Genomic DNA, 22,955 nt, shown 5'->3' on the forward strand with positions numbered 1-22,955 from the left:
AATCCCCCTTCTCTTTTAATCTATAGCTTCAGCGCGCATATCACTATTTTTTATTAATTTGAATGGGGATCCAATATATCACGGAGACCGTCTCCGAAAAGATTTAATCCCAAAACAGACAAAATGATACATATCCCTGGAAACAACACCATCCACCACGCAGTGAATATTACCAATTTGCCGTCAAATAAAATATTACCTAGGCTAGGATCAGGTGGTGGGACACCTGCGCCCAAGAAACTCAAAGCCGCTTCAACAATAATCGCATTTGCAAAAATAAATGTTGATTGAACGATGAGCGGCGAGAGCGTATTCGGTGCGATATGCCCCCAGATAATTCGCAATGAAGAAGCTCCCTGGGATTTCATCGCTTCAATATACGTTTCTTCCCTTACAACTAAAGCAGCTGAACGAACGACACGGGCAACATTAGGTGTATACACGACACTTAATGCTATTATGACATTTTTCGTACTGGGTCCCAATGCAGCTAAAAGAGCAATGGCTAATAATATGCCTGGAAGAGACATCAATCCATCGCAAATCCTCATTAGCACATTATCCAATACTCGGTAGTAACTTGCATACAGCCCAATGACAATTCCAAGGATCGATGTTATAACAGCTACTGAAAGCCCAACACCCATTGATAGTTGAGCACCAAAAACAATCCGCGTGAACAAATCACGACCCAAATTATCAGTGCCCAACCAATGAGCTGAACTTGGGCCTTCCAATCGTTCGTCAACCACCATTTCATTGGGACCATATGATGTGATTAACGGTCCAATAGTCACAAGGAAAGTAAGAATTGATATGATAATCAACCCCGTTACGGCTAGCTTATTGGAGATAAAACGTCGTACAAACAAATTCCGCTGCTCTTTTTTTAGATCATTTTTGAGCATAACAAGTTTCGCGTTTCTTTCAACAGCTTCCATTCCTTGTCTCCTTTCTATTTATGGTTTAAACGAACTCTTGGATCAATGACCCCGTATAATAAATCAACCACTAAGTTGATCAGCACATATACCAACGCCACAAACAAGACAATTCCTTGGATGACAGCGAAATCTCTACGTTCAATTGAGTTGATAATTAACTGCCCGATTCCTGGAATATTGAAAACTGTTTCGACTACTGCTGCTCCCGCCACTAGTACTGCGAATGACTGACCAACTATTGTTAAAATTGGGAGAAACGCGTTTCTCAGAGCATGCTTGTAAACGATATTGCGCTCTTTTATCCCCTTGGATCGTGCAGTTTTAATGTAGTCCATATTTAGGACCTCAAGCATAGAATTTCGAGTCATGCGAGCAATCAATGCAACTTGCATACTACCCAGTGCAATAATTGGCAAAATCAAATATTTTAGATGAACCCACATGCCTTCACTTAGTGCTTTATACCCAGCAACTGGCAGCCATTGTAATTTGACACCAAACAGTAAGATAAGCAGTAGGGCTAATAAAAAACTTGGGATGGAAATACCCAATAATGACAACCCCATAATCGACTGATCAGTAAGCGATCCTTTACGGTTTGCAGCAATGATACCAACCGGAATACCGATAATGATTGCCATAATCTGCGCCATTATCGCCAGAGAAACAGTGGGGCCAAGGTGAGAAATAATCGCCATGGTAACGGATTGTCTCATAAAAAACGAATATCCTAGATCTCCATGCAAAATACCAGTAATCCAGTTGATGTATTGTTGGTAGATAGGAATATTCAGACCTAGTTCGTTGCGCAATGCTTCCACTTGTTCCGTAGTGGCCGTATCCCCTAGCATCACGGTGGCAGGATCACCTGGCGTTACATGTATGATCATGAAAATCATAATAGATACTATAAATAAGATTGGAACAAGGGAAAGAACACGTTTTAAAACGTAAATCTTCAAAGTAATTCTCCCTCTCGTGAATGAAGTTTTTGATGTGAATTGTTCCCCGCCCATCGGTACGAAACAATGAGCGGGAAGGGATTATTTTGCGATTGTCGTATTCCAAAGGATCGGTCCGTCTAAGAGTTTCAACCCTTCTACTTTTTTCGAAGAAGCAGTTATTCTTGAATAGTCAGCTATCTTTATTATTGGGAGGAATTCCCATGAATAAGCTTGCAGTTCATCCCATAGTTTCTTTGCATCTTCTTGAGATGTGGAGCCTCTGAGTTGCTTTATCAAATCTTCACTTTTCTGATCTAATGGTCCAGTGGCATATTTAGAATTAAACCACTCCTGTTCAAGAGGTGTAGTTCTCGCTGCAAATCCTACTGAGAAAAGTTCCCATTTGGTTGGTTCGAAAGATTTTGCAATGACAGTTGCAAAGTCGTATACCTCTAATTCAACCTTCATTCCGGCTTTTGAAAGCTGTTCTTTAATGGCCGTAGCTGAATCATATATATAAGAATAATCACGTGAAGTTATTAATCTGATTGTCTCTCCATTGTACCCGGCTTCTTTCAGCAAGCGCTTTGCTTTTTCCAAATCGGGCTTGTTATAAGATTCAGCCCCAGCTTCACTGTACCAATTGGAAAGTTCTTGTGTAGCATAGCTGGAATCCAATCTGTACTTTTTGCCAAGCGATGCTTTTGCAATTTTGTCATTATCCAATATCGCATTTACTGCTTGCCTCATCTTCACGTCGCTAAATAAACCTTGATTCTTATTAAAAAGAAGGGCTAATGGTCCAAAGTAAGGGTTTTCTACATTGAGATTGGGATTGTTTTCTAACTGTTCTAACATGTCATATTCATAAGCGTATCCTATGTCGTATTCCTCTGATAACAGACCCGCAAGCCTAGTAGAGGAATCCACTACAAATTGCAAATAAAGATTATCAACCAAAGCTTCTTTTCTGCCGCCCAAACCGTCAGCAGGGGAATCTACCGGATTATAATCTTCATATTTGGCAAGATGTATATACTGATCTTGTTTCCATTCAACAAATTTAAAGGGACCAGTTCCAATATATTCCTCCACGCCAATTTCAGTAGCCGCTTCTACCACTTCCTTTGGCATAATCCCAGCAAACTGGTACATTCCAGCAAGCGCATAGATAGCAAATACAGAAGGTTTTTCCACTTGCATTAATACAGTGAATTTATCTTTTGCTTCGAAAGTCGCTCCTGCTAAAGCTGTTTGTGCAAGCGTTGATTTTTCAAGCCACCGTCTCATCGAAGCTACTACATCTTCTGCTACCAATTCTTTTCCATTATGAAATTTAACGCCTTCTCTTAACGGGAACGTGTAAGTCTTGCCATCTTGACTTATTTCCCATGATTTAGCCAGCATTGGAACTGGTTCATATTTTGAATTTATCGTTACAAGGGGTTCAATAATATGTCTAGCTACAGTACTTGTCATTGATACCGATGACATATGGGGATCAATGGTAGGCGGTTGAGTATTTATTGCAACTTGCAATTCTCCACCTAACGTTTTCCCCCCATCATCTGTAGTTTTAGATGTTTTTTTTGATTCTTGGGTACATCCGAAAAGTGCAAACATCAATGACAGCACGACCATCATAATTCCTATTTTTCTAACCTTCAACTCCATCTCCCCCATTAAGCATGCTTTTTTCTTAAGATTGTATATACAAGCAATAGGCAAATGTTGAACAATATTTATTGTTTCAAATTAATAGATTTAATAGGGATCAGAGAAAAATCCGATCCTTCAACTTACTTTATTTATTTCTCCTTCTTCCATCTTCACAACACTTTTGTCTGTAGCAATTACATACTTAAAATTTATCTCGAAAAATGTAAGTATTAACTTGTAACATCTCCAATGGTATGAGGAGGTTGTTTGAGTTTTAGTTTCATTTATTAATTAAACTTATTCTGCTTGAGAAAAATCAGGAAAAACCTTTGTGAATGAATTTTGACATACTGGTCCCGGGGCTATAGTCATGCTCTTTTCAGTTAAATCCATGATTACCGAGGCTATTGTTTGTATCTTGTTAACAGGCTCCTCATGGCAGCAGATTGAATTGGGAAAGTTAATGTGGTTTCTTAAAGCATCTTGAATATTTTCGATACTTAACTGAGGAAATTTAGACAATTCATTTTTTATATTACTCGCTCTAGCTGGCGAATCTGGTAAAAACTCGAGGGTCTTATCTTGAAAATGAGTTTCATTTATGAAATTGTTGGCATGGCCTAATATACCTTCATCAAGCCCTAAAAAATGAACATTTTCTTTTCCTCCCGGTCCTGTTTCTAAATTGATTACGTTACCCTTGTCATTTGCTATCACATAGTTACCGGAAAATGCTCGGTGTGGCAGCGTTACAGCTCGAACAGCTTCATTAAAAGTGCTCGAATTCAATATTTTTCTAAGGATAACATGAAAAGGAACGCCTATTTCAGCCTTATCTAATGAACTAAAAAGCATATTTGTACATAGACCAATACCTGCTGAGTTAAAACCTACCTTACACAAATGACCGGCTTCAGCAATCATAATGATTGAAGGATATGGTGACTGTTCTATTTCCATAATTATGGTGTTTCCTTTTACCTCTGTTTTCCAATCCCAATTTTGCCCTATCACTACGTGTTGGTTTTTCATATTGTTTTTGGATAATGCAAAAGAGGTGCATTCTGGGATTACTCTTTGCGTATAAGCGTACATGATTTCAGATCTAGTGTTTAACGCGATTAAATCCGTCAAATCCAAATCAGAACCTTTTGCCATACCTTTAAGCTCTTCAAGCAATTCAGGAGCGTAATTCTGAATAGGTTCCACGTATTGGAGCGCTGTCTTTCGTACGGTGTCCCAATCAACGTTTGCGTACTCCATGAAAACCTTTTTGTAAATTTCAACATTTCCGTTGATTTTATCTGAGACCCTTTCTCCAATATACTGTCCTCTTCTGAATGGATCCGATTCTTGAACTTTTATGTGAAGAAACGAAGCTTCTTTTTGCATTGCAAACCATCTCCTTATTAAATTAAATATTTGGCACTCAAAATAAACATCATGATATTACAAATGGTTTAACTAGTCGTTTAAATAAAATTTAAATTAATAAGAAATTATTTCCAATTAAAGATGTCCTGATATAAAAACACTGTTTTTTATTTTTTTCTCACTGTAGAACAGTTGGGAATGAATGTTAATTCTTCAAGATTTCTATCAAGGGGATCTCCCCACCCCTTCTTTCCGAGGATAAGTCATAACTTTCACAATTCCCAATAAAGTTTGTGGTTGCTGAGTATGAGAACTTTGAGTAATGGCTATCGTTTCTTCGACCGTACACTCTCTTCGCTCTACTCGAGAACTTACAAAGACGTTAATTATTGCCGGTTGTCTCCAGGTAACGTTAAAGAAATGAATATCTTTGTTTAGCTGCATAATAGGTTCAACGACCATTAGCATTATACCTTTCTATCGTTATCCTTAGTTACTTACCGTACGGAACGCTAACAAATCTAACAATGAGTAATGCGGTCTACCATGATATCAACTTCTTTTTATCGTGCTGCCATTCCTGACCCATTATTTTTGTGCAAGTAACATTGTGTTCTGTTGATTACGCCAGAGTCGCAAAGCTTGGGCAACCCTCAGCACTTCCGGCATAAAAAGTACAATATCATGCAATGACTGTTATGCTCTTCCGCCTATACCAATTTCCCCCCGCCTATTCAACCCATTTTATAGATTCTTCTGCACAATTTTGCGTGTATTACCCAATAACTAAGCTCATTAGGGTGGCGACTACTATTGAAATGGCTCCATAAACCTCCAGAAACAATAATTCCTAATCATAATAAGTGAAATGACTAATAATAGGACAAAGGGGTATACTCGTAGAAAAGAGTATAAACTCCCATATGGCGGCCCATTACTTGAATGCAAAAAAAAACAATAGGATATTATAATTTTATCGAGTATCTTCCCAAATTTTGAGATGCGGAAGCTGATGGGCCTGCTGGAAATGTTTATTTTTGTCTGCATAGGATTATAGTCGTAAGCAAGATACACTTTTGGAATAAGCTATATAACATGGATATGTTGGATGGTTGAATTTAATACAAGCATATTTGAAAAAATAATCAGATTCATTGTTTTCAGAACCTAGATCTAATAACTCAAGTGAGAAATAAAGAATTTAATGAAATAAAATGATTTCAAAGGTCGAAGCCTCCTAAATAGGCATTAATTATAATGAATGGAGGTGATCATTGGCCTCTTTGAAGAATAATTGTAGAGTTCATATAATCATGATTAAAATCTCGTTTCTTGTCTTTTCCAATTGATGTCGGGATCACATACTCTCTCATTTAAAAAGATTAGAGTATTAGGAAAGAAAAATTGATGTGGGATAGCAGTAGGAATTTTAAATAGATTGTAATTTCCTACCTAGTAAAATTTCTTGAAAATGGGTAAATAAATGGTAGCGAACACAATTGAAAAGTTATACAAGAGTGGTTCTCAATGTACTAATACTCAGAGTAAAAATGGCAGTTAGTAATCCGTTTTAGCAAACCTTATTTCAGTGCCATATTTTCAGCTTAGAGTTGTAATATCAATGTTCTTCTAAAATACTAATGACCCATTTTAAGTTCTCCTTGCTTTTGTAGAAATAATCCAAAAGTCTTTTATCGCTAGATACAGGGCAAATGGGTTTTAGCAGACCACGACACGCTTTGTATATGGCAGTTCGATTTCCGAAACGGCTGTTATGAGGATATTTTTTTACTCTTTGCAAATCTTAATCCATGTTCTTATTATTAGTGGCATTATTCCATTAACATGGGTTAATGGTGGACGGTCTGAATGCATAGCTACTCAGCTACCAATACCTATTATCAATATCATGATTTCGTTTACTGGTGGATTCCATACACTAATTAATGGCGGAAATATACCATATAAATACAAAAGAGAAATAACCGTTATACTATGTTGGTTTTTTGTTGTACTTTGGTCTTTTTGGTTTATATCAAAATAGTTAGGGACACCTTTTGAAAAAAGTATGTTCGTTAATATTGCTTCTTGAGACATCTCGTACTTGCGTATGGAGATTGAAAAAAGATAGCAGTAAACCATTACTATTAAAGCATGAAACAAAGGAACTCGTATTTTGAGTTCCTTTATATTTTCAACACTATTCTTTAACCGAGCCATCTTCTTTGCAAATGCTATTTAGCACGCTTGTCCGGCTGATATAAAAACAAACCGGCTACAAATGGCAGCCGGTTTGTTTTTATTAAGTACACGTAATTCAAGAATTCATGTAAAACTAGATTTCGATATCTACCCCAATGCTGTCGACTCTGCCAACCTCTTTAATGAATGCTGCAACAGACTGGTGTTCCTCATTTGATACATATGCATCAAGAGCCCCTTTGTCTTCAAATCTTACCATTAAAACAATCTGGTATTCTTTGCTTTTCTCTGCAAAATTTAAGCCTGCCTGCAGATCAACAATCCCTGTAAGGTGATTTTTTAATGCTTTAAATCGGGTTACCACTTCCTGCAGTTGTTCTTCTGTTGTCGTTTCCGCAAATTTTACGAGCACCGTACGATGAATCATTTAAAAGCCCCTTTTCTATATCTTTTTACTTCCGTGCTAATTCTATCCAATTATCATGAAGGATGCAATTTTTGTTGTTTATACCAAAAAATATCGTTCTTTTTTGGGTAAAAATAGTAATAAACGGATCTCACAATTTTCTTACTTATTTAGAACAATAGGGGCTTTTCTAACAACAAGCAGATAAATTAAACCCATCAGATTGTTTTGACGGGTTTCGCGTTGTTTATTATTTTATGTAAGTCAGTCCATTCTAGAATTCGCGGCAAATTCAAATGTCGATTATACGATTGGTCCATAATGTACACCTTTAAAGATTCGTTCATAAGTGTATGTATGACCTCAGGCTTATCATCGAAGTAATAATCGAGTTCTAATTTATTGATGATTTCAACCTTTTCATGGTCTTGCATTCCATAAAAAAATCTCTCATCTCGAACAGGAAACCCCTGTGCTTTTAACCATTCCTTCGTTCGTTCGCCATGTTCTTTTGGTCTGGCTGTAATATAGAATATTTCATGTCCCAATTTGTCTAGATCTTGTAACGTTTCAACAGCATTTGTAAATGGAGTACAAGATGTATAATAAATATCTTCTAATGAATTTTGCCACATTTCTCGCCCTTGTTCTTCTGTTAATCCGAAGGGTTCATGGATTTCTACTCTGTTTAATTTATGAAAATGGTCAATTGATACTTTTTTATTTAACTTCTTATTGTAAATATGAAAGGCATGTTCCCTGAGGTTAATTAATGTATCATCAATATCAAAACCAAATCTCATCTCAGAATCCCTCATTTGTGTAAATCGGATACCCAATAAATTTAAAATCTCTTCCAATCTTTGTAAAAATTGATCTGCGAGATCGACAGCTTCACGCATTTTAGCAACTCCTGCGCTCTGTAGGAAGGTTGGTGCAGGTTGACCGCCAATTAATTTATTTTGAAGAAATGATGCTTTGATTCTAAAGGTATTTTTAAAGTTGAATCCATAATAATCCGAATGGGATTTACGTCCATTAGGAATTCGTGTAGTCAACTCAGGATTATCTTTAATTACTCCATTGCTTTTCACCGGCCATACGAAGAGCGTTAATCTCTGCATGTGGTTCCCCTGCCTTTAAATGTGCCCCGTATCCCACCACTCTGTTATCATTAACAATAACAGAACCTGCCAAAGGATTTGGATCTGTCTGTCCTGAAATTGCTTTGCCATTATGTAAAGCTAAATCCATATAGAAGTCGTGGCTAGTCATTAGGACAAGTCCCCTCATCTTTTAAATGTCCAGAACGATTGATTTTCGTCTCTAAATATTTTTCGTTATATTCGGAAATGTCTCCCCATAACGGCTTTCTGCCTGAAACGGGCAAACCAGAGTCTTTTAATGCTTCTAATTTTTTGGGATTGTTTGAAATTAAAGTTACTGGTTTAGACCTTAATGCTTTAAGAACTTGAATCGCATCACCATAATTTCTGGAATCATCAACAAAACCAAGAGCCTGATTTGCTTCAACCGTATCGTAACCACTTTCTTGGAGAATATATGCCATCGCCTTACTAAATAGTCCAATACCTCTTCCCTCATGGTTAGCCAAATAAAATAAGGCACCAGTTCCATGATCAGCAATCATTTTCATCGACTGTTTTAATTGAAATCCACAGTCGCACCTTTTACTGCCAAATATGTCTCCTGTATGACAGATGGAATGCATCCGAATAATAGCATCATCTCCATATGAAAAGTCGCCATACGCTAAGACACTGGATTGTTGTAATTCAGCTAAATTAACGGAGGACAATTTGTCAATAATCCTTTCAAAATCCTCTGTTACTTCGTCACAATTTAACCAGCAATACCATTGGAATACAACAGTTTCCCCGTACAAATTAACAGGAAGTCTTATCGGTCCAACTAAGTAGATAGCACCTTTTTCCGTTTTAATTAATTGGATTTTATCTTCCAACACGAAAAAGACCTTTGGAGTCCAACTTGGTTTCGTTCATAATTACTCCCCCTTTTTTAGTTTAGTTTGTCTAATAGTAAGTAAATAATTTACCGTAAACACTGACCAATCTAATGAAAAAAGTTCGGTATGATTGATAGGCTAAACACTCATTTGGGCTCGCTTTTTTTTCCCTGTAAAGGAATTTGAGAGCAAACAACTAATGTTTGCTCTCATGTCTACTGCAAATCCTTTACTTAAATTGCGGACTCTGTGTTCACTTTTATTTGTTTAAATCCCTTTTGAGGGAGGTTTGCAGTGGAGCTGTTAAAATATTAAAAAAAAAGCACGCTTCTGATTTTCAATTAATTATCCAGAAGATGCTTTTTTCATTAATCACTAACGCATCTGTTGTTGTACAATAGGTGTGAGTATTAATTTATTTTTGTAGTGATTTGGGCGGAAAAAACTTGATGTAAAGTACAGTTTCTAACTAATTATCCTGTTGTAAATAGATCTCGCTTTGGAGGGTTCATTGGTTCCATGGATTAATGCACGTCCATCCTGAAATAAGACAATTCGATGATTTTCAAACGAGCATGACAGTAAATAAGGATTAACTATCAAATCACTTACTAATCCCCTTAAACTTAGTGATAAGTCAGTCAGCGACAGTGTACGAGAAGCGCCCGGCCGAATCTGAACAGCATCTCGGCCGCACAAAACGGCTGTTTTTGTTTGGTATTCAAACGTTAAATAAGGATATGCGGGCTCGGTTCCGCATGTCTGGCAATTTGCTTTTTTTAACCGACTAACATTTATTTCAGCATTTTCATTCTTCCATACGTCAAAAGACTGCACGGATGCCGTTAGCTTATGTCCTGTAAGGAGTTTCAATACAGAAGTGACCTGATACCCAGCCACAATCTGTATCGCCGGGCTAATTACACCTGCAGTATCACATGTCATGCCCTGGGCTGGCAAATGATGTAACAAACAATGAAGACACGGAGATTCACCGGGAATAACAGGAAAAGTCAGGCCATAGCTTCCCACGCATGCTGCGAATATAAAAGGAATATTTTGTTTTACAGCCGCATCATTTATAACCATTCTTGTTTCAAAGTTGTCCGTAGCATCTACAATTACTGATTTTCCTTTTATTAACTCTTCTATATTAAGACCGTTAATGTCAGCAATCAGGCTATTGATGATAATCTCGGAATTGATTTGCTGAAGACGCATTTTAGCTGCAATGGCTTTTGGCAGTTTCTTTTTTGCATCTTCTTCAGTATACAATTGCTGTCTTTGCAAATTGCTCCATTCAACATAATCACGATCAACGATTGTAATATTACCGATTCCTGCTCTGGCAAGCATTTCTGCGCTAGCCGAACCAAGCGCACCAGCTCCTATTATTAGTACTTTGGCGTTCTGAAGCTTTACTTGCCCTTCTTTTCCAATTGGCGCGAATAATTCCTGCCTTGAATATCGTCTAGTCAAGATGTGACCATCCCAGTTAATGGACTGCTTGCTACTGCATAATTCTTTTCATCAATTCTTCCCGCTTCATAACCAAGTCGCCCAGCTTCAATCGCCATCTTCATTGCAACAGCCATTTTTACAGGGTCTTTTGCGCCGGAGACAGCCGTATTTAGCAAAACACCATCTGCTCCAAGCTCCATGGCAAAGGCTGCATCTTTTGGAGATCCAATGCCGGCGTCAATTATCACAGGAACCGATGATTGCTCGATGATAAACTTCAAATTCATAGGATTTAAAATTCCCTTACCAGAGCCAATTGGTGAAGCTCCAGGCATAATGGCATGCACTCCGAGTTCCTCAAGCCGTTTTGCTAATACAACATCATCTGATGTGTAAGGCAAAACGATAAACCCTTCCGCCAATAACATTTCCGATGCTTTTAATGTTTCTACCGGGTCTGGCAAGAGTGATTTATTGCAGCCGATCACCTCAACTTTGATCATATCGCATAAACCTGAAGCCTTTGCTAGCCTCGCAATTCGAACTGCTTCTTCTGCTGTCTTTGCACCTGCTGTATTGGGAAGAAGTTTATATTTTGATAGATCCAGCTGTTCAAGAAAGTTAGGCTGGGAATCTTCAAAAATATTCATTCTTCTTACTGCGAATGTTAATATCTCAGTACCTGATACTGCAACAGCTTCCTTCTGAATTTCAAATGAGGGATATTTTCCTGTCCCAAGAAGCAAACGTGAATTAAAGGTTTGATCTGCAATTTTTAACATAATTATCCTCCTCCTACAAAATGAATCAGTTCTACAATATCTCCATCTGATAAAGTTAACGAAGAGTATTGTTCCTTTAAGGTAATTTGTTGGTTGATTTCGACAATGACAATTCGATCTTCTAAATCATAATAGTTTAGCAAATTATGAATGGTTTGAACGTCATCCGGCAATTCAACTTTCCTTCCATTAATTCGTATGGTCATTTCCTTTCACCTCCTTGAAAGCACAGGCTTCAAGCGGTTGATTTTAAATGCTTCAACCCAATCTTTTCTTACCTCTTTTTGTAGAATAAGGTCCCGGATCATTTGCCCGGTAGCTGGGGCGAGCAGTATTCCATTCCGGTAATGGCCGGTTGCAAATAGGATTCCATCTTGTTCAGGATGAGTACCGATAAAAGGCCTTTGATCAAAGGTTTGCGGACGTAGGCCGGCCCAATAAGAATCCAACCTCAAATCTGTAATAGTAGGAAGGATTGATTTTGCCTTTGCAATTAATTGCTCAACACCGCCTAATGTCGGTGCTTCATTCCAATCATTTTCAATCATAGTTGCTCCAATGACGAGCTTTCCGTTTTTTCTTGGCATAATGTAGTTGTGATCATGGAATAAGGTATGCTTCAAAGGTACACCATCATTAAATACGGAAATACACTCACCTTTAACTGGCACGAGCTTTTGTTCTAGTCCAAGGTTTTGAAAGAAAGTACTGCTCCAAACTCCATTTGCTACTACAACAAGATTGGAGTCAAAACTTCCTTTCGTTGTTTTTATTACATAGCTACTGTCTTTCTTATGCATATCTAGTACATTAGTGAATTCAAAAACGGAAGCTCCCAGCATTTGAGCACTTTTACTAAAACTTTTGCATACAGATAAAGGCAATACATGGACATCGTCACGAATGTAGGCAGCTCCCATAACGTTTGATGTAATACAAGGTTCGCTTTTCCTTACTTTATCAGCATCAAACCAGTCCACAGTAGGTAGCGAGATTGTTGGGAGAAGCTGCATTTTGTCAGATTCTGAGAAGGCTAGCTTATAAATGCCTCCATGGGTTAGCCCAATGTCAATACCGCTGATTTCCTTTAATTCTTCTTGAAGGTGAAGATAAGCAAGCTGACTGCTCCTCGCAAATGGATAAAATAGGTTAAGATCATCACATTCCGAGTGGGCACCGAGCATTCCGGCCGCTGCACTAGTCGCTTTCCCTCCAATCTGCTGACTTTCAAATACAGCTACATCCAATTTCTCTTTGGCCAAATAATAAGCAATCGAACAGCCGATTATGCCTCCGCCAATTATTGCTACATCAAAAGTTTTTTTCATTTTTCTCCCCCAAACATATTTCTAATAACCGCTCCGCAGCAGCAGCCGGATTGTCCGCTGAAAATATTCCTGACATTATGGCAATGCCATCTGCTTTTGTTTGGTGTATTTCTTTTATCCGAGCAGGTGTAATGCCACCAATCGCATAAACAGGTATTTGAAGGGTCTTTTTTATCTTAGTTAGTTCAGAAGTTCCTCTCGGAGGTTTCCCTTTTTTGCTGTTTGTCTCAAACACATGCCCGTATAAAACATAATCAGCACCATCATCTTTTGCTTCCCTTGCTTCTTCAAAAGAATGGACTGAACGGCCAATCCTTAGGTAAGGGAACTTGGCTCGTACCATCTTGACAGGAAGACCATGTCCTGGAAGGTGTACTGTAGGGATATTTTTGTCGCATGCAATATCTAGGCGGTCATTGATGACCATTTTCGCCATATCAACTTTCCCATTTTCTAGCAGTTTAAGTAATGACATTAGTTCAGCGCTCGTTTTTGATTTTTCACGGATATGTATAAAATCGACTATATCTTTTATTTGAATAATCATCGAAGCCAGCTTGCAAACAGAATGCCGGTCATCAGTCACAGCAAGAAGTTTCAATAATTTCTCCCCTTCATGTCGAACTTAAAAATCTTCTCAGTGATTTAGCAACAAAAGAAAAACCACTTTCCAATTATGGAAAGTGGTTATTGTCACGTGCATAAATTTAACACAAAAACAATACACCACTTCCCTCCGCAGGTACGAGCCTGTTCAGGTTATGAGGGTTTCAAAGTAATTACTTTTTTCTCAGCCCTTATCAAGGGATCCCCTAGTGAGTTTTTAATATTGAATTGTTAGATTATTTTGATTATATATATCATAGCACTAAAAATAAAATGTACAAGAGTAAGTTTTAAACTTTTCACCGCAAATCGTTCAATCATGTTTAACAATTATACAGTTTAATTTCTTATTCTTGCTCTCTTAAGCATCAAATCCACAAACTTCTGGGAGCGAGGAGCATCTTGGGTTTGCGGCAGCAGTTCAACTTTTAATGTTACAGCTAAATTTGTGTGAACGTATAGCATGTCCCTAAACAGGTCAACTGCGCCACAAAAATTAGGAAAAAAGCTATCCCCTGTTCCAAAAACAGCTGTAGTAATGTCCTTTCTATTTAGTGATTGAACCTCCTTATAAAGCTGCAGCATTTCCTTTGGAATTTCCCCATTCCCCCATGTGTATGTACCAATGGCTATTGCCTGATATTGAGTTAGAAGAGATATTGGAAACTCTTCTATCCTAAAAATGGCTGTCTCGACTGATCTTTCGAGAAAAATTTGATATAGATTCTCTGCTAATTCCCTGGTGTTTCCGGTTATTGAAGTGTAAACAATGGCAGCCTTCATGTTTTACAATTCATCAAATCCATTAGATTGTGAGACTTTCGAATAGGTTCTTGATTTTTGTTCAAAGAAATCGGACTTTGTTTCATTCATCATTTCATCACCAAACACTTGTATCCAAGGCATTGGATTTTTTCTTTCTTCATAAAGATTTTTCAGGCCAAGCTGTCTCAATCGCTTGTTTGCAAGATATTCGACATAACCTTCAAATTCATCCAAATCAATGCCATTTATATCGGCTAAAATGTAATGAGCCCACTCTTTTTCAAGTTGAACAGCCTTATTTATAGTTTGATATACATATTCAATATTCTCATCTGTATGAAGATCAGGATTCTCGGTTAAGAGAATGCGGATAAACTGGGCAATAAAGTAGGCATGCTGCATTTCATCCCGTTGAATATAGCTGATCATTGTACTTGTTTTAAGCATCTTTTGCTGACGTGCCAGGTGGTAGAAAAAAGCAAAACCAGCATAAAAATAAATTCCTTCCAGATTAATAGAGTTCACACATAACCTAAATAACGACTGCTGGGTGGGGTATTGTCTAAATTCCTCATACGCATCTAATATGAATTTATTTCGCTTCCATACAATTGGATCATTTTTGGCCTGATTAAACCGATTATTTTGCTGATCTAAAGGTATGAGCGAGCTTAGTATATAAGAATAGGATTCATTATGGACGGCTTCTTGCTGGGAAATAACCGCAAAAATAGCTTTGAAGCTAGAGTCTGTCACATAATCCATCACTTGGCTCATTGTCGGCGTTTGCAGGCTGTCAAGTGAAGCAAGCTGTGTATTGATACGCAAGAATACATCTTGCTCTTGTTCACTAAGAGAATCCCATTGCTTAATATCGTCCTGCATATTAATTTCCTGAGCCTTCCAAAAGTTGGATAGCAGCGTTTGATACAAATCATACATTTGGGGGTATGCGATATCGTTCCAGTTAAGAATACCTGAAGACTTTCCATTGATAATTCCAGTAGATTTATTTGGAGAATCAGGGTTTAGCAGCTTAATTTTGGATAATGGTATCTGTTTCAACAAGATAAAAACCTCCTCATCTTCTAATCCACTAGCTATGGCACGCTTCACATTCTTCAATTTCAGATTGAGAAGTGCTTCTTACATAGTAGGTCGTTTTTAATCCTTGTCTCCATGCTTCCATATGAAGATTTAATAAGTCTTTTGCTTTAATATCATGACGCACGTAGATGTTAAAGCTAATCGATTGGTCTATGTGGCGCTGGCGGGCTGCGTTTTGCCGAATACTCCAAGTCTGATCTAATACATGTCTAGAACGGCGATAATAGTTGTAAGTGTTATGATCCAAATCCGGTGCTGTTACTTTAAATTTGAAGTTCTTCTTCTCCTCTGCATATTCGACAGCATATAAAGGATCGATCCCATCTGTAGAGCCGCCAATCTTTGCTGTTGATGAGTTTGGAGCAATAGCCATCATCCATCCATTTCGCACACCGTATTTTGAAATATCTTCCTTCAATTGAATCCAACGGGGAGTTTTGTACCCTTTGCGCTCAAAGTAATGGCCAGTTTGCCATTCAGATCCTTTACATTTACTATAGGCTCCTTTTTCCTTCGCTATTTCCATCGATGAATTTATTGTATAGTAAGCAATGTCCTCGTATAATTGATCAGCATATGAAACAGCTTCATCAGATTCCCAGAATATCCCTTCCAATGCAAGAAGGTGGTGCCAGCCAAACGTACCTAAGCCGACTGCCCGATATTTTTTGTTCGTCACTTCTGCTTGTCCAACTGAAATTGAATTTAAGTCAATGACATTATCCAGCATCCTCATCTGGATAGGAATCAATCGTTCCAATACATTTTCTTTTACAGCTTTCGGCAGATTAATCGATGATAGATTACATACAACAAAATCTCCAGGCTGACGTACAATTACAATATTTCCCTCTTCATCCATAAATTCTTTAACAATATGAGTTGCAGACATGTTTTGCGTAATCTCAGTACATAAATTGCTGCAAAATATCGATGTACGCCCTTGGCCTTTTCCCATCAAATGTTTGTTAGGATTTTGCCGATTTACCTCATCTCGATAAAACATATAGGGGGTCCCTGTTTCTAATTGAGAAATCATAATCCTTGACATGATATCCATTGCCCGATACGTTTTTCGCGGCAGAAGAGGGTTTTTTACAGCTTCTTGATACTTTTCCGTAAAGAAGTGTTGATCAAACTCATCATAAAAATCCTCCAGGCCAAGTGGCGAACCATTTTCATCCTTCCACCCCATCATTTGTTTTACTTGGTGTGGACAAAAGGTATGCCATTCTCCAACACTTCTGCCATTCTCATCGACTTCCTCCAGCTTCTTCATAAATAGGTCAGGAATTGAAACTCCTGTAAAAATATCATGTGCTTTTCGCCGTTCATCTCCATTGTTCGTCTTTAGGTCCAAAAAACCATTCATAATGTCCTTATGGAATACATCTAAATAAACGGCTACTGCTCCCTGTCTTTGTCCAAGCTGGTCGACACTTACCGCCGTATCGTTTATAAGCCGGATCCACGGTACCACACCGGACGAATTTCCTTTGAATTTTTTAATATCTGATCCTAAAGCTCGTACTTTACCAAGGTAAACGCCTATCCCGCCCCCATCTTTACTCAATCTGGCAATATCCCAATTATTTAAATAAATTCCATCTAAAGAATCTTCTACTGTATTAATAAAACATGACGAAAGCTGTCCGAAGCTTTTCCCCGCATTTGATAGAGTAGGTGTAGCAACAGTCATATACAGGTTGCTCAATGACCAATATGCCTCTTTTATTAATGATAAACGTTTATCCTTTTGTTCTTTTCTCATCAAGGTCATGGCAATGATCATAAAACGTTCTTGAGGCAATTCGTAAAGGTTGCCTTCGTAATCTTTAGCCAGGTATCGATCTGCTAACAAAAATAACCCTATGTAATTAAATAAATGGTCTCTCTCAGGAACAATTTCAGCACCTAATATTTCAATTTCTTCCTTTGTGTAATTATTCAATAGATCCTCTGAATATATCCCTATGCTAGTTAATGCGGCAATAAGTGAATATAGATCCCCATATTTACGTCCTTGCTCATATCCTCTGATCTTTGAAACATTATGATATAGCTCTGTTAAATATAGATTAGCCGCAAGGAAGGTCCAATTTGGCTCTTCCATTGAAATTTGATTTAATGCATAAAGAAGGGATTGCTCATATCTGGAAGATTCCTCTAGTCCGGATATCTTTTTACAAATGTTGGTCGTGTCAAGATTATATTTCTCAGATGCTCTTTTAATGGCTGCCGAAACAGAATCCATCTCTGAACGAAATTGAACGGTCATATTCATTTCTCCTTTAAATACTACATATTATCAATTGCTTTGTCTTCTTTTTTGGGCTCTTAGGAATATAGCTGTTTTTTTCTTGCAGATATGTTTTCTTCCACTCCCTTTTCCTCAATTCCCTTGACCATAATTAAGCTATACATCTTCGAGAGTTTTCAGAATTCCTGAACAACACAAAAAACCCATCATAGAAGATGGGTTCAATAAACGTAGAATAATCTGTAATACAGCATTTTTCACTGTAATAGTAAGAATACCCCCGTTATATCTTCCCAGCTCCCGAAGAAGATAACACGCTATAAAATGGCAGGTCTCCTGACTAATGCTTCTTCCTACTCTAATCCCTTCCCGTCCTTAGACAGTGGATATGATTATTTCGTCAGCAGTTACAGTTGCGGGTACAGTTCTGGATTTTCACCAGATTCCCTATTAAGTCTTTTCAGACACCATTATAATCGGTCATTATCTATATTTAGTATTTTTTTAACACTCCGTTACTAAATATTGTATATTTTACAATATAATATACATTACCTAATTTGACAACCCCTATTCAAACATCCATGTGATTTCTCTTTTTGACTTTCTATAATCATTACCGTTAAACCATTTAGATTTCAAAGCCTCGCTAAATATATATAATACTAATCTCTCAGAAACGTTGTAAAGTTTTATGAGGGGAACGGTTAAGTTACATAGGTCCGAAATCCAAAGTGGTTAATAATGAACAGGTATTCAATGCTATGATTATTAATCGAGAAAGAGAGCTCCCCACGAAATATGGAGAGCTCTGATTTATTAATGCTCACTTTTTATTAAAAAGGGAATTGACGATTTACTTTTTGAACAGAAACCCATTTTGTTGTGGTGAATTCTTCGACTAGCCATGGATTTCCGAATCTGCCTACTCCAGAAGCCTTGTTTCCTCCGAATGGAATATCAGGCTGAGCATTTACAGTTTGGTCGTTAATATGAGTTACACCGCTATCAATTTGAAGCGCGAATTGTTCAGCTCTTTCAAGATCCTGTGTGAATATTGCTGAAGAAAGGCCATACTCAGTTTCAGATGCGATTTGGATTGCTTCCTCATCACTATCGACAGGAATAATAATAGCAATTGGTGAAAACACTTCGGTTTGAGCAAGGACAGAATCGTTTTTAACATCTGTAAATACATACGGTGTTAACACATTTCCTACGCGTTTTCCTTCAAGGGCGAGCTTAACCCCGCTGTTTTTAGCATCTTCAATTACTGCTTGTGCTTTTTCCAGTTGTCTTTCATTGATAAGCGGTCCAACCACTGTAGCAGGATCTTTTGGATCACCATATGGAAGTGACTTCGCTCTTTCAGCAAATTTGTTCGTAAACTCTTCAGCGAGGTCTTTGTGTACGATAAATCGGTTCGTAGCCATGCAAATCTGTCCCTGGTGAGCAAATTTGCCAAAGATAGCAGCATCTACAGCACGATCTACATCAGCATCAGATAATACGATAAATGGATTATTTCCTCCAAGCTCTAATGCGACCTTTTTTAAGTTTCTTCCAGCAATTGCCCCAATATGCCGGCCTACAGCCGTTGAGCCTGTAAAGGAAATAAATCTAGGAATTGGATGTTCAAGAAGATAGTCTCCTGTGCCATCTGTTTTAGGGTCAGTTAACAATAAATTAAATACCCCGGCAGGCAGTCCTGCTTCTTCAAAAGCTCTTGCTAGAATAACACCGCCTGTGATGCCTGTTGCCACATCAGGTTTGTGAACAACAGCATTACCCAGTGCAATCGCAGGAGCAATTGTCCGTACTCCCAAATTCAGCGGGAAGTTAAACGGAGTGATTGTTGTAATGACTCCAATCGGTACGCGGTAAACATGATTTTCTTTTCCAGGAATCGTAGCCGGAACTTCCTTCATTAGGTTTACTTCATCAGCCATCTTAATAGCTTCCTCTAATTCTTCAAATGAAATATGAAGGGCGATATTTGCAGACAGTACCGTACCTCCTGTTTCAGAAGGGTAAGTATCGATAATTTCTTCTTTATGCTCTTTCAGATACGAGATTACTTTTCTTAGTACTTCTTTTCTTTCTTCCGGAGTAGTTTTAGCCCACTCTTTTTGTGCAGCCTGTGCCGTGACCATCGCTTTATCTATATCTTCTTTTGTCACAGTTTTAACAGAGTACAATGTTGAACGGTCATAAGGATTAAGTACATCTATGGTTTTGGCTCCGCTTCCCTCAACCCATTCACCATTGATATATTGTTTTGTAAAGTCTTTAAAGTTTCCCATAAGTATTTTCCCCTTTGTTTAATAAGTGAAAGCTCATTGTAAATTTTGAAGACGTTTTTAATTAAAAAAGTTGCTATAACAACTAATAACAAAAAATTAGCAGAACAATTACAAGATACCTTGGTGTATACGTTCCCGGGAGTTGTACAAACCGCCAAAGTAATTACCGAGCTTAATTCTTCACTAAGATACCTCTATGTTTCTAACAATACCATCATATTATCATTAAACGGTTATTCTAACAACCTTTTGCTTATTAAAAATTTAGAAAATTTCACCTTGCATTTTCCCTCATTTTTTTAAGAATTCGGCTTAATTCCTTTAGCTCTTCTTCTGTAATACCATGCGTGACCAGATGGTTAAACTCTTCGGTTATGGGGATAATTTTATTACCCAGAGCTCGCCCTTTTTCGGTCAGATTAACTTTTAATGAACGGCGGTCGTGCTGGCTTACTGTTCTTTTGATAAAACCTTTCCGTTCCAGATTTAATACCATACGGGCGATATTTGTTTTATCTTTATCCAATTTTTCAGCAATATCATTTTGGGATAAGCCATCTAGTTCCCAAAGAAGCATCAAAATCAGATTTTGTTCCGGAGCAAGATTAAATGGCGCTAACTTATTTTTAATATAACTTGTCAACTTTAAATCAGTCTGATGAATGTCTATACTAATATAATCTCCCCAAGATAACATCGCTTCTCTCCCCCAAAAAGTTGCTGTCTGAATTATAAGTAAAAGATATTCCCTTGTCAATTTCGTTATATCTAGTAAATTAATTCTAGATTAGAGTCACCAAATAAATTTCTATCTCCTGTATGTCTATTCCTTCAATTCATTTTGAAACCCCTCTGGGTATGAAAGGATTTTTTTACATTCTTGACATTAACCCTCTTTGAAAAAGTGCATAATTAAATGGCACTTGGAGAAGAATATCAAATAAATCTATAAGGTAAGGTGATAAATATGATAAAGAAGTGGTTAAGTGTCTTAACAGCCTTATTTCTATCTGCCACTATGGTAGCAGGCTGTAATAATGATAATGGAGACAATAATCCTCCTCCGGATGCAGATCAAAACGATACTAATGTTGATCTAAATGATACAAATGATAATGGTGATAATAATGAGACTCCTGGCGTTGATGACAACGGTACAAATGGTAATGGTGATAATGATGAGCTGCCTGGCGTTGATGAAAATGATACAATAACTGATGATGATGAAGATGACAAGGATACAGATCCGGAAGATCCGATTGAGGATGCAGAAGATACAGATAAAGACAACAAGGATGAATAGAATCGCTTTAACACCGTTCTGTTTCAAACGGTGTTTTTTCCTTTGTGATAAGGCACTAACCCGCTCCTTTATGCCTATTAACTAACCATCTGTTTCTATCCTCCCTTCCTTATTTTCCATGGTACGGATACGGAGCAGGTTATGTTTGGCAACTGTTGAAAATATAAACGCGCTCATTTTCATATAATAAGCAGAAATGCAAACAATAACGGTCATCCATTTCAATGGTAACCGTTATTGTTGATATTTGACATAGGCTTATGAATGATGGATTGAGTTACATTTTCATCTGCTGATTAAGTACAGTATTGTTTTTATCAGGGAACAGCCATGAAATCATTAATAGGCAGCAAATGAGAGCAGCAAGCCAGAAAAGATGCGTAAGACCGATCTTCTCTTCAAGGGTGTATGCTAATATAGGTCCAAGAGCAGCCCCAAGGTCGACAATTACAGTAAACGCTGTCATGATGAAAATTTTATTGGTAGCTTTAGATGTACGATCAGTGACAATAGCATCTATAATCGTAGTAAGGCTTGAGGCAACTAATAAATGGATTAACAACAAAGGCAACCAAACAAACAATGGGATGTTTAATGGCAAGATTACAAGAAAAATGGAAGCTAAAGCTAAAAAAGTAGCGAGTACAATATTTCTATGTTGGACCTTATCCAACAAAATTCCGACTTTCGGAACGACAAAGGGTGCTATCCCCCATCTTAAAGCCTGTATGATCCCAGCGACAGTTGCTGCACCTGCAATCATTCCAAACATATTAATATGATTGGAATATTTAACATAAATAAGATGACTTAACGTTGCTGTTAATATGCCGTCAAGAAGCATGATTAAAGAAAAGGCTGTCACAAATATTTTTAAAAAATGCTTGTTTGCAATTGTTTTGAAATTTGTAAGAAATGATGGCTTTGTGTCTGCTTTATCATCAATTGTAATTGATTTTGGGATGTATTTAACTACTAAAGGAATGCTCAGAAACGCTAAAAAACCTAAAACAGAACTTATCACTGCAACACCAAATAAATCAGCGAAAATTCCTCCTAAGAGCATACCAATCAATCCACCGAGTCGGTACAGCCCATTATAGCTTCCCATTAAGTATCCACGGTTAGTTTCTGAAGAAAGATCTAATATAAGAATATAGGCCCCAAGCTTAAACAGTGAAAAAGAAAATCCCCACAATGAACGTACTAAAATCCAGATGCTAAAATTCTCTATGTACCCGTAACTAATAGTAGTTATTCCGCTGAAAATGACAGCAAGCAGGATTCCAGTCCGGAAGCTCATTACTTTATAGATAAGCCCGATAACGGGGTTTAATGGCAATCGTACAAATCGGTTTATCGATAAAATGACCCCCACATGCACTAAAGATGCGATCCCCACCTCATTCCAGTGTGTTGGCAGCACAATATAAAGCATGGAGTCACCCGCTACACAAATAGCAGTTATAAGAGCAATTGCGATTACAGGCTGTTTGTTATGTTGAATTTTATCCGCCCGCCTTT

General features: G+C 37.6%; 19 protein-coding genes, 1 pseudogene and 2 riboswitches. Of the genes and pseudogenes, 1 reads left to right on the top strand and 19 read right to left on the bottom strand.

The features are described 5' to 3' along the window. Nucleotides 1-53: 53 nt before the first annotated feature. The 18 genes and pseudogenes from D0469_RS14770 to D0469_RS14865 form a co-directional block, all read right to left on the bottom strand. Nucleotides 54-941 (bottom strand): ABC transporter permease, encoded by an 888-nt coding sequence (locus D0469_RS14770; protein WP_117327502.1) that lies wholly within the window; start codon nucleotides 939-941, stop codon nucleotides 54-56. Nucleotides 942-955: 14 nt separating this feature from the next. Next, nucleotides 956-1,906, bottom strand: a complete 951-nt coding sequence (locus D0469_RS14775; protein ID WP_117327503.1) for an ABC transporter permease — start codon at nucleotides 1,904-1,906, stop codon at nucleotides 956-958. A gap of 81 nt (nucleotides 1,907-1,987) precedes the next feature. Continuing rightward, nucleotides 1,988-3,556, bottom strand: coding sequence for an ABC transporter substrate-binding protein (locus D0469_RS14780; RefSeq protein WP_158553506.1), 1,569 nt, complete (start codon nucleotides 3,554-3,556; stop codon nucleotides 1,988-1,990). A gap of 288 nt (nucleotides 3,557-3,844) precedes the next feature. After that, nucleotides 3,845-4,939, bottom strand: coding sequence for a C45 family autoproteolytic acyltransferase/hydolase (locus D0469_RS14785; protein ID WP_117327505.1), 1,095 nt, complete (start codon nucleotides 4,937-4,939; stop codon nucleotides 3,845-3,847). A 2,317-nt stretch (nucleotides 4,940-7,256) separates the two neighbouring features. Then, nucleotides 7,257-7,550 carry a Dabb family protein gene (locus D0469_RS14800; protein ID WP_117327508.1) on the bottom strand — a complete coding sequence of 98 codons (294 nt, stop codon included), beginning with the start codon at nucleotides 7,548-7,550 and terminating at the stop codon, nucleotides 7,257-7,259. 197 nt (nucleotides 7,551-7,747) lie between these two features. Further along, nucleotides 7,748-8,332 carry a 5' nucleotidase, NT5C type gene (locus tag D0469_RS14805; RefSeq protein WP_233523078.1) on the bottom strand — a complete coding sequence of 195 codons (585 nt, stop codon included), beginning with the start codon at nucleotides 8,330-8,332 and terminating at the stop codon, nucleotides 7,748-7,750. 283 nt (nucleotides 8,333-8,615) lie between these two features. Next, nucleotides 8,616-8,804 (bottom strand): annotated as a pseudogene (locus D0469_RS14810) (bifunctional diaminohydroxyphosphoribosylaminopyrimidine deaminase/5-amino-6-(5-phosphoribosylamino)uracil reductase RibD); the annotation flags it as partial. Further along, nucleotides 8,797-9,516, bottom strand: coding sequence for a GTP cyclohydrolase II (locus tag D0469_RS14815; RefSeq protein WP_117327511.1), 720 nt, complete (start codon nucleotides 9,514-9,516; stop codon nucleotides 8,797-8,799). The pseudogene D0469_RS14810 and the gene D0469_RS14815, both read right to left, overlap by 8 nt. 465 nt (nucleotides 9,517-9,981) lie before the next feature. Then, the gene (locus D0469_RS14820) at nucleotides 9,982-10,995 is read right to left on the bottom strand and encodes a ThiF family adenylyltransferase (RefSeq protein WP_117327512.1); all 1,014 of its coding nucleotides are present in this window, start codon (nucleotides 10,993-10,995) and stop codon (nucleotides 9,982-9,984) included. Continuing rightward, nucleotides 10,992-11,759, bottom strand: coding sequence for a thiazole synthase (locus tag D0469_RS14825; RefSeq protein WP_117327513.1), 768 nt, complete (start codon nucleotides 11,757-11,759; stop codon nucleotides 10,992-10,994). Before D0469_RS14825 ends, D0469_RS14820 begins: the two co-directional genes overlap by 4 nt. A 2-nt stretch (nucleotides 11,760-11,761) precedes the next feature. After that, a complete protein-coding gene (thiS, locus tag D0469_RS14830) occupies nucleotides 11,762-11,965 on the bottom strand; it encodes a sulfur carrier protein ThiS (protein ID WP_117327514.1) in 204 nt (67 codons plus the stop codon). A gap of 6 nt (nucleotides 11,966-11,971) precedes the next feature. Further along, nucleotides 11,972-13,087 carry a glycine oxidase ThiO gene (gene thiO / locus D0469_RS14835; RefSeq protein ID WP_117327515.1) on the bottom strand — a complete coding sequence of 372 codons (1,116 nt, stop codon included), beginning with the start codon at nucleotides 13,085-13,087 and terminating at the stop codon, nucleotides 11,972-11,974. Further along, nucleotides 13,071-13,688 carry a thiazole tautomerase TenI gene (tenI, locus tag D0469_RS14840; RefSeq protein WP_117327516.1) on the bottom strand — a complete coding sequence of 206 codons (618 nt, stop codon included), beginning with the start codon at nucleotides 13,686-13,688 and terminating at the stop codon, nucleotides 13,071-13,073. Before tenI ends, thiO begins: the two co-directional genes overlap by 17 nt. A gap of 113 nt (nucleotides 13,689-13,801) precedes the next feature. Continuing rightward, nucleotides 13,802-13,911: riboswitch (TPP riboswitch) on the bottom strand. A gap of 121 nt (nucleotides 13,912-14,032) precedes the next feature. Continuing rightward, complete coding sequence (locus D0469_RS14845) at nucleotides 14,033-14,476, bottom strand: flavodoxin domain-containing protein (protein WP_117327517.1); 444 nt, start codon at nucleotides 14,474-14,476, stop codon at nucleotides 14,033-14,035. A gap of 3 nt (nucleotides 14,477-14,479) precedes the next feature. Next, nucleotides 14,480-15,526, bottom strand: a complete 1,047-nt coding sequence (locus tag D0469_RS14850; protein WP_407675748.1) for a ribonucleotide-diphosphate reductase subunit beta — start codon at nucleotides 15,524-15,526, stop codon at nucleotides 14,480-14,482. A gap of 28 nt (nucleotides 15,527-15,554) precedes the next feature. Beyond that, nucleotides 15,555-17,849: a ribonucleoside-diphosphate reductase subunit alpha gene (locus tag D0469_RS14855; RefSeq protein WP_407675749.1), complete on the bottom strand. Its 2,295-nt coding sequence runs from the start codon at nucleotides 17,847-17,849 to the stop codon at nucleotides 15,555-15,557. A gap of 285 nt (nucleotides 17,850-18,134) precedes the next feature. After that, nucleotides 18,135-18,312, bottom strand: a riboswitch (cobalamin riboswitch). Nucleotides 18,313-18,661: 349 nt separating this feature from the next. Continuing rightward, complete coding sequence (locus tag D0469_RS14860; RefSeq protein ID WP_117327519.1) at nucleotides 18,662-20,128, bottom strand: aldehyde dehydrogenase family protein; 1,467 nt, start codon at nucleotides 20,126-20,128, stop codon at nucleotides 18,662-18,664. Between the two features lie 274 nt (nucleotides 20,129-20,402). Beyond that, nucleotides 20,403-20,825 carry a MarR family winged helix-turn-helix transcriptional regulator gene (locus tag D0469_RS14865; protein ID WP_117327520.1) on the bottom strand — a complete coding sequence of 141 codons (423 nt, stop codon included), beginning with the start codon at nucleotides 20,823-20,825 and terminating at the stop codon, nucleotides 20,403-20,405. A gap of 270 nt (nucleotides 20,826-21,095) precedes the next feature. Between D0469_RS14865 and D0469_RS14870 the strand changes: the two genes are divergently transcribed. Then, nucleotides 21,096-21,431 carry a hypothetical protein gene (locus tag D0469_RS14870; RefSeq protein ID WP_117327521.1) on the top strand — a complete coding sequence of 112 codons (336 nt, stop codon included), beginning with the start codon at nucleotides 21,096-21,098 and terminating at the stop codon, nucleotides 21,429-21,431. A gap of 277 nt (nucleotides 21,432-21,708) precedes the next feature. On the opposite strand, the gene D0469_RS14875 is transcribed toward D0469_RS14870, so the two are convergent. Continuing rightward, the gene (locus D0469_RS14875) at nucleotides 21,709-22,938 is read right to left on the bottom strand and encodes an MFS transporter (protein ID WP_267897316.1); all 1,230 of its coding nucleotides are present in this window, start codon (nucleotides 22,936-22,938) and stop codon (nucleotides 21,709-21,711) included. Between the last annotated feature and the right edge of the window lie 17 nt (nucleotides 22,939-22,955).

The organism is Peribacillus saganii (assembly GCF_003429095.1).
Taxonomy (GTDB): Bacteria; Bacillota; Bacilli; order Bacillales; family DSM-1321; genus Peribacillus; species Peribacillus saganii.

Excerpts from the sequence above, each read along its gene's own strand:
- D0469_RS14865 (WP_117327520.1), bottom strand. The coding sequence starts at position 20,825 with ATGTTATCTTGGGGAGATTATATTAGTATAGACATTCATCAGACTGAT.
- D0469_RS14785 (WP_117327505.1), bottom strand. The coding sequence starts at position 4,939 with ATGCAAAAAGAAGCTTCGTTTCTTCACATAAAAGTTCAAGAATCGGAT.
- D0469_RS14855 (WP_407675749.1), bottom strand. The coding sequence starts at position 17,849 with ATGAATATGACCGTTCAATTTCGTTCAGAGATGGATTCTGTTTCGGCA.
- D0469_RS14870 (WP_117327521.1), top strand. The coding sequence starts at position 21,096 with ATGATAAAGAAGTGGTTAAGTGTCTTAACAGCCTTATTTCTATCTGCC.
- D0469_RS14800 (WP_117327508.1), bottom strand. The coding sequence starts at position 7,550 with ATGATTCATCGTACGGTGCTCGTAAAATTTGCGGAAACGACAACAGAA.
- D0469_RS14860 (WP_117327519.1), bottom strand. The coding sequence starts at position 20,128 with ATGGGAAACTTTAAAGACTTTACAAAACAATATATCAATGGTGAATGG.
- D0469_RS14845 (WP_117327517.1), bottom strand. The coding sequence starts at position 14,476 with ATGAAGGCTGCCATTGTTTACACTTCAATAACCGGAAACACCAGGGAA.
- D0469_RS14770 (WP_117327502.1), bottom strand. The coding sequence starts at position 941 with ATGGAAGCTGTTGAAAGAAACGCGAAACTTGTTATGCTCAAAAATGAT.
- thiS (WP_117327514.1), bottom strand. The coding sequence starts at position 11,965 with ATGACCATACGAATTAATGGAAGGAAAGTTGAATTGCCGGATGACGTT.
- D0469_RS14805 (WP_233523078.1), bottom strand. The coding sequence starts at position 8,332 with ATGAGATTTGGTTTTGATATTGATGATACATTAATTAACCTCAGGGAA.
- D0469_RS14825 (WP_117327513.1), bottom strand. The coding sequence starts at position 11,759 with ATGTTAAAAATTGCAGATCAAACCTTTAATTCACGTTTGCTTCTTGGG.
- thiO (WP_117327515.1), bottom strand. The coding sequence starts at position 13,087 with ATGAAAAAAACTTTTGATGTAGCAATAATTGGCGGAGGCATAATCGGC.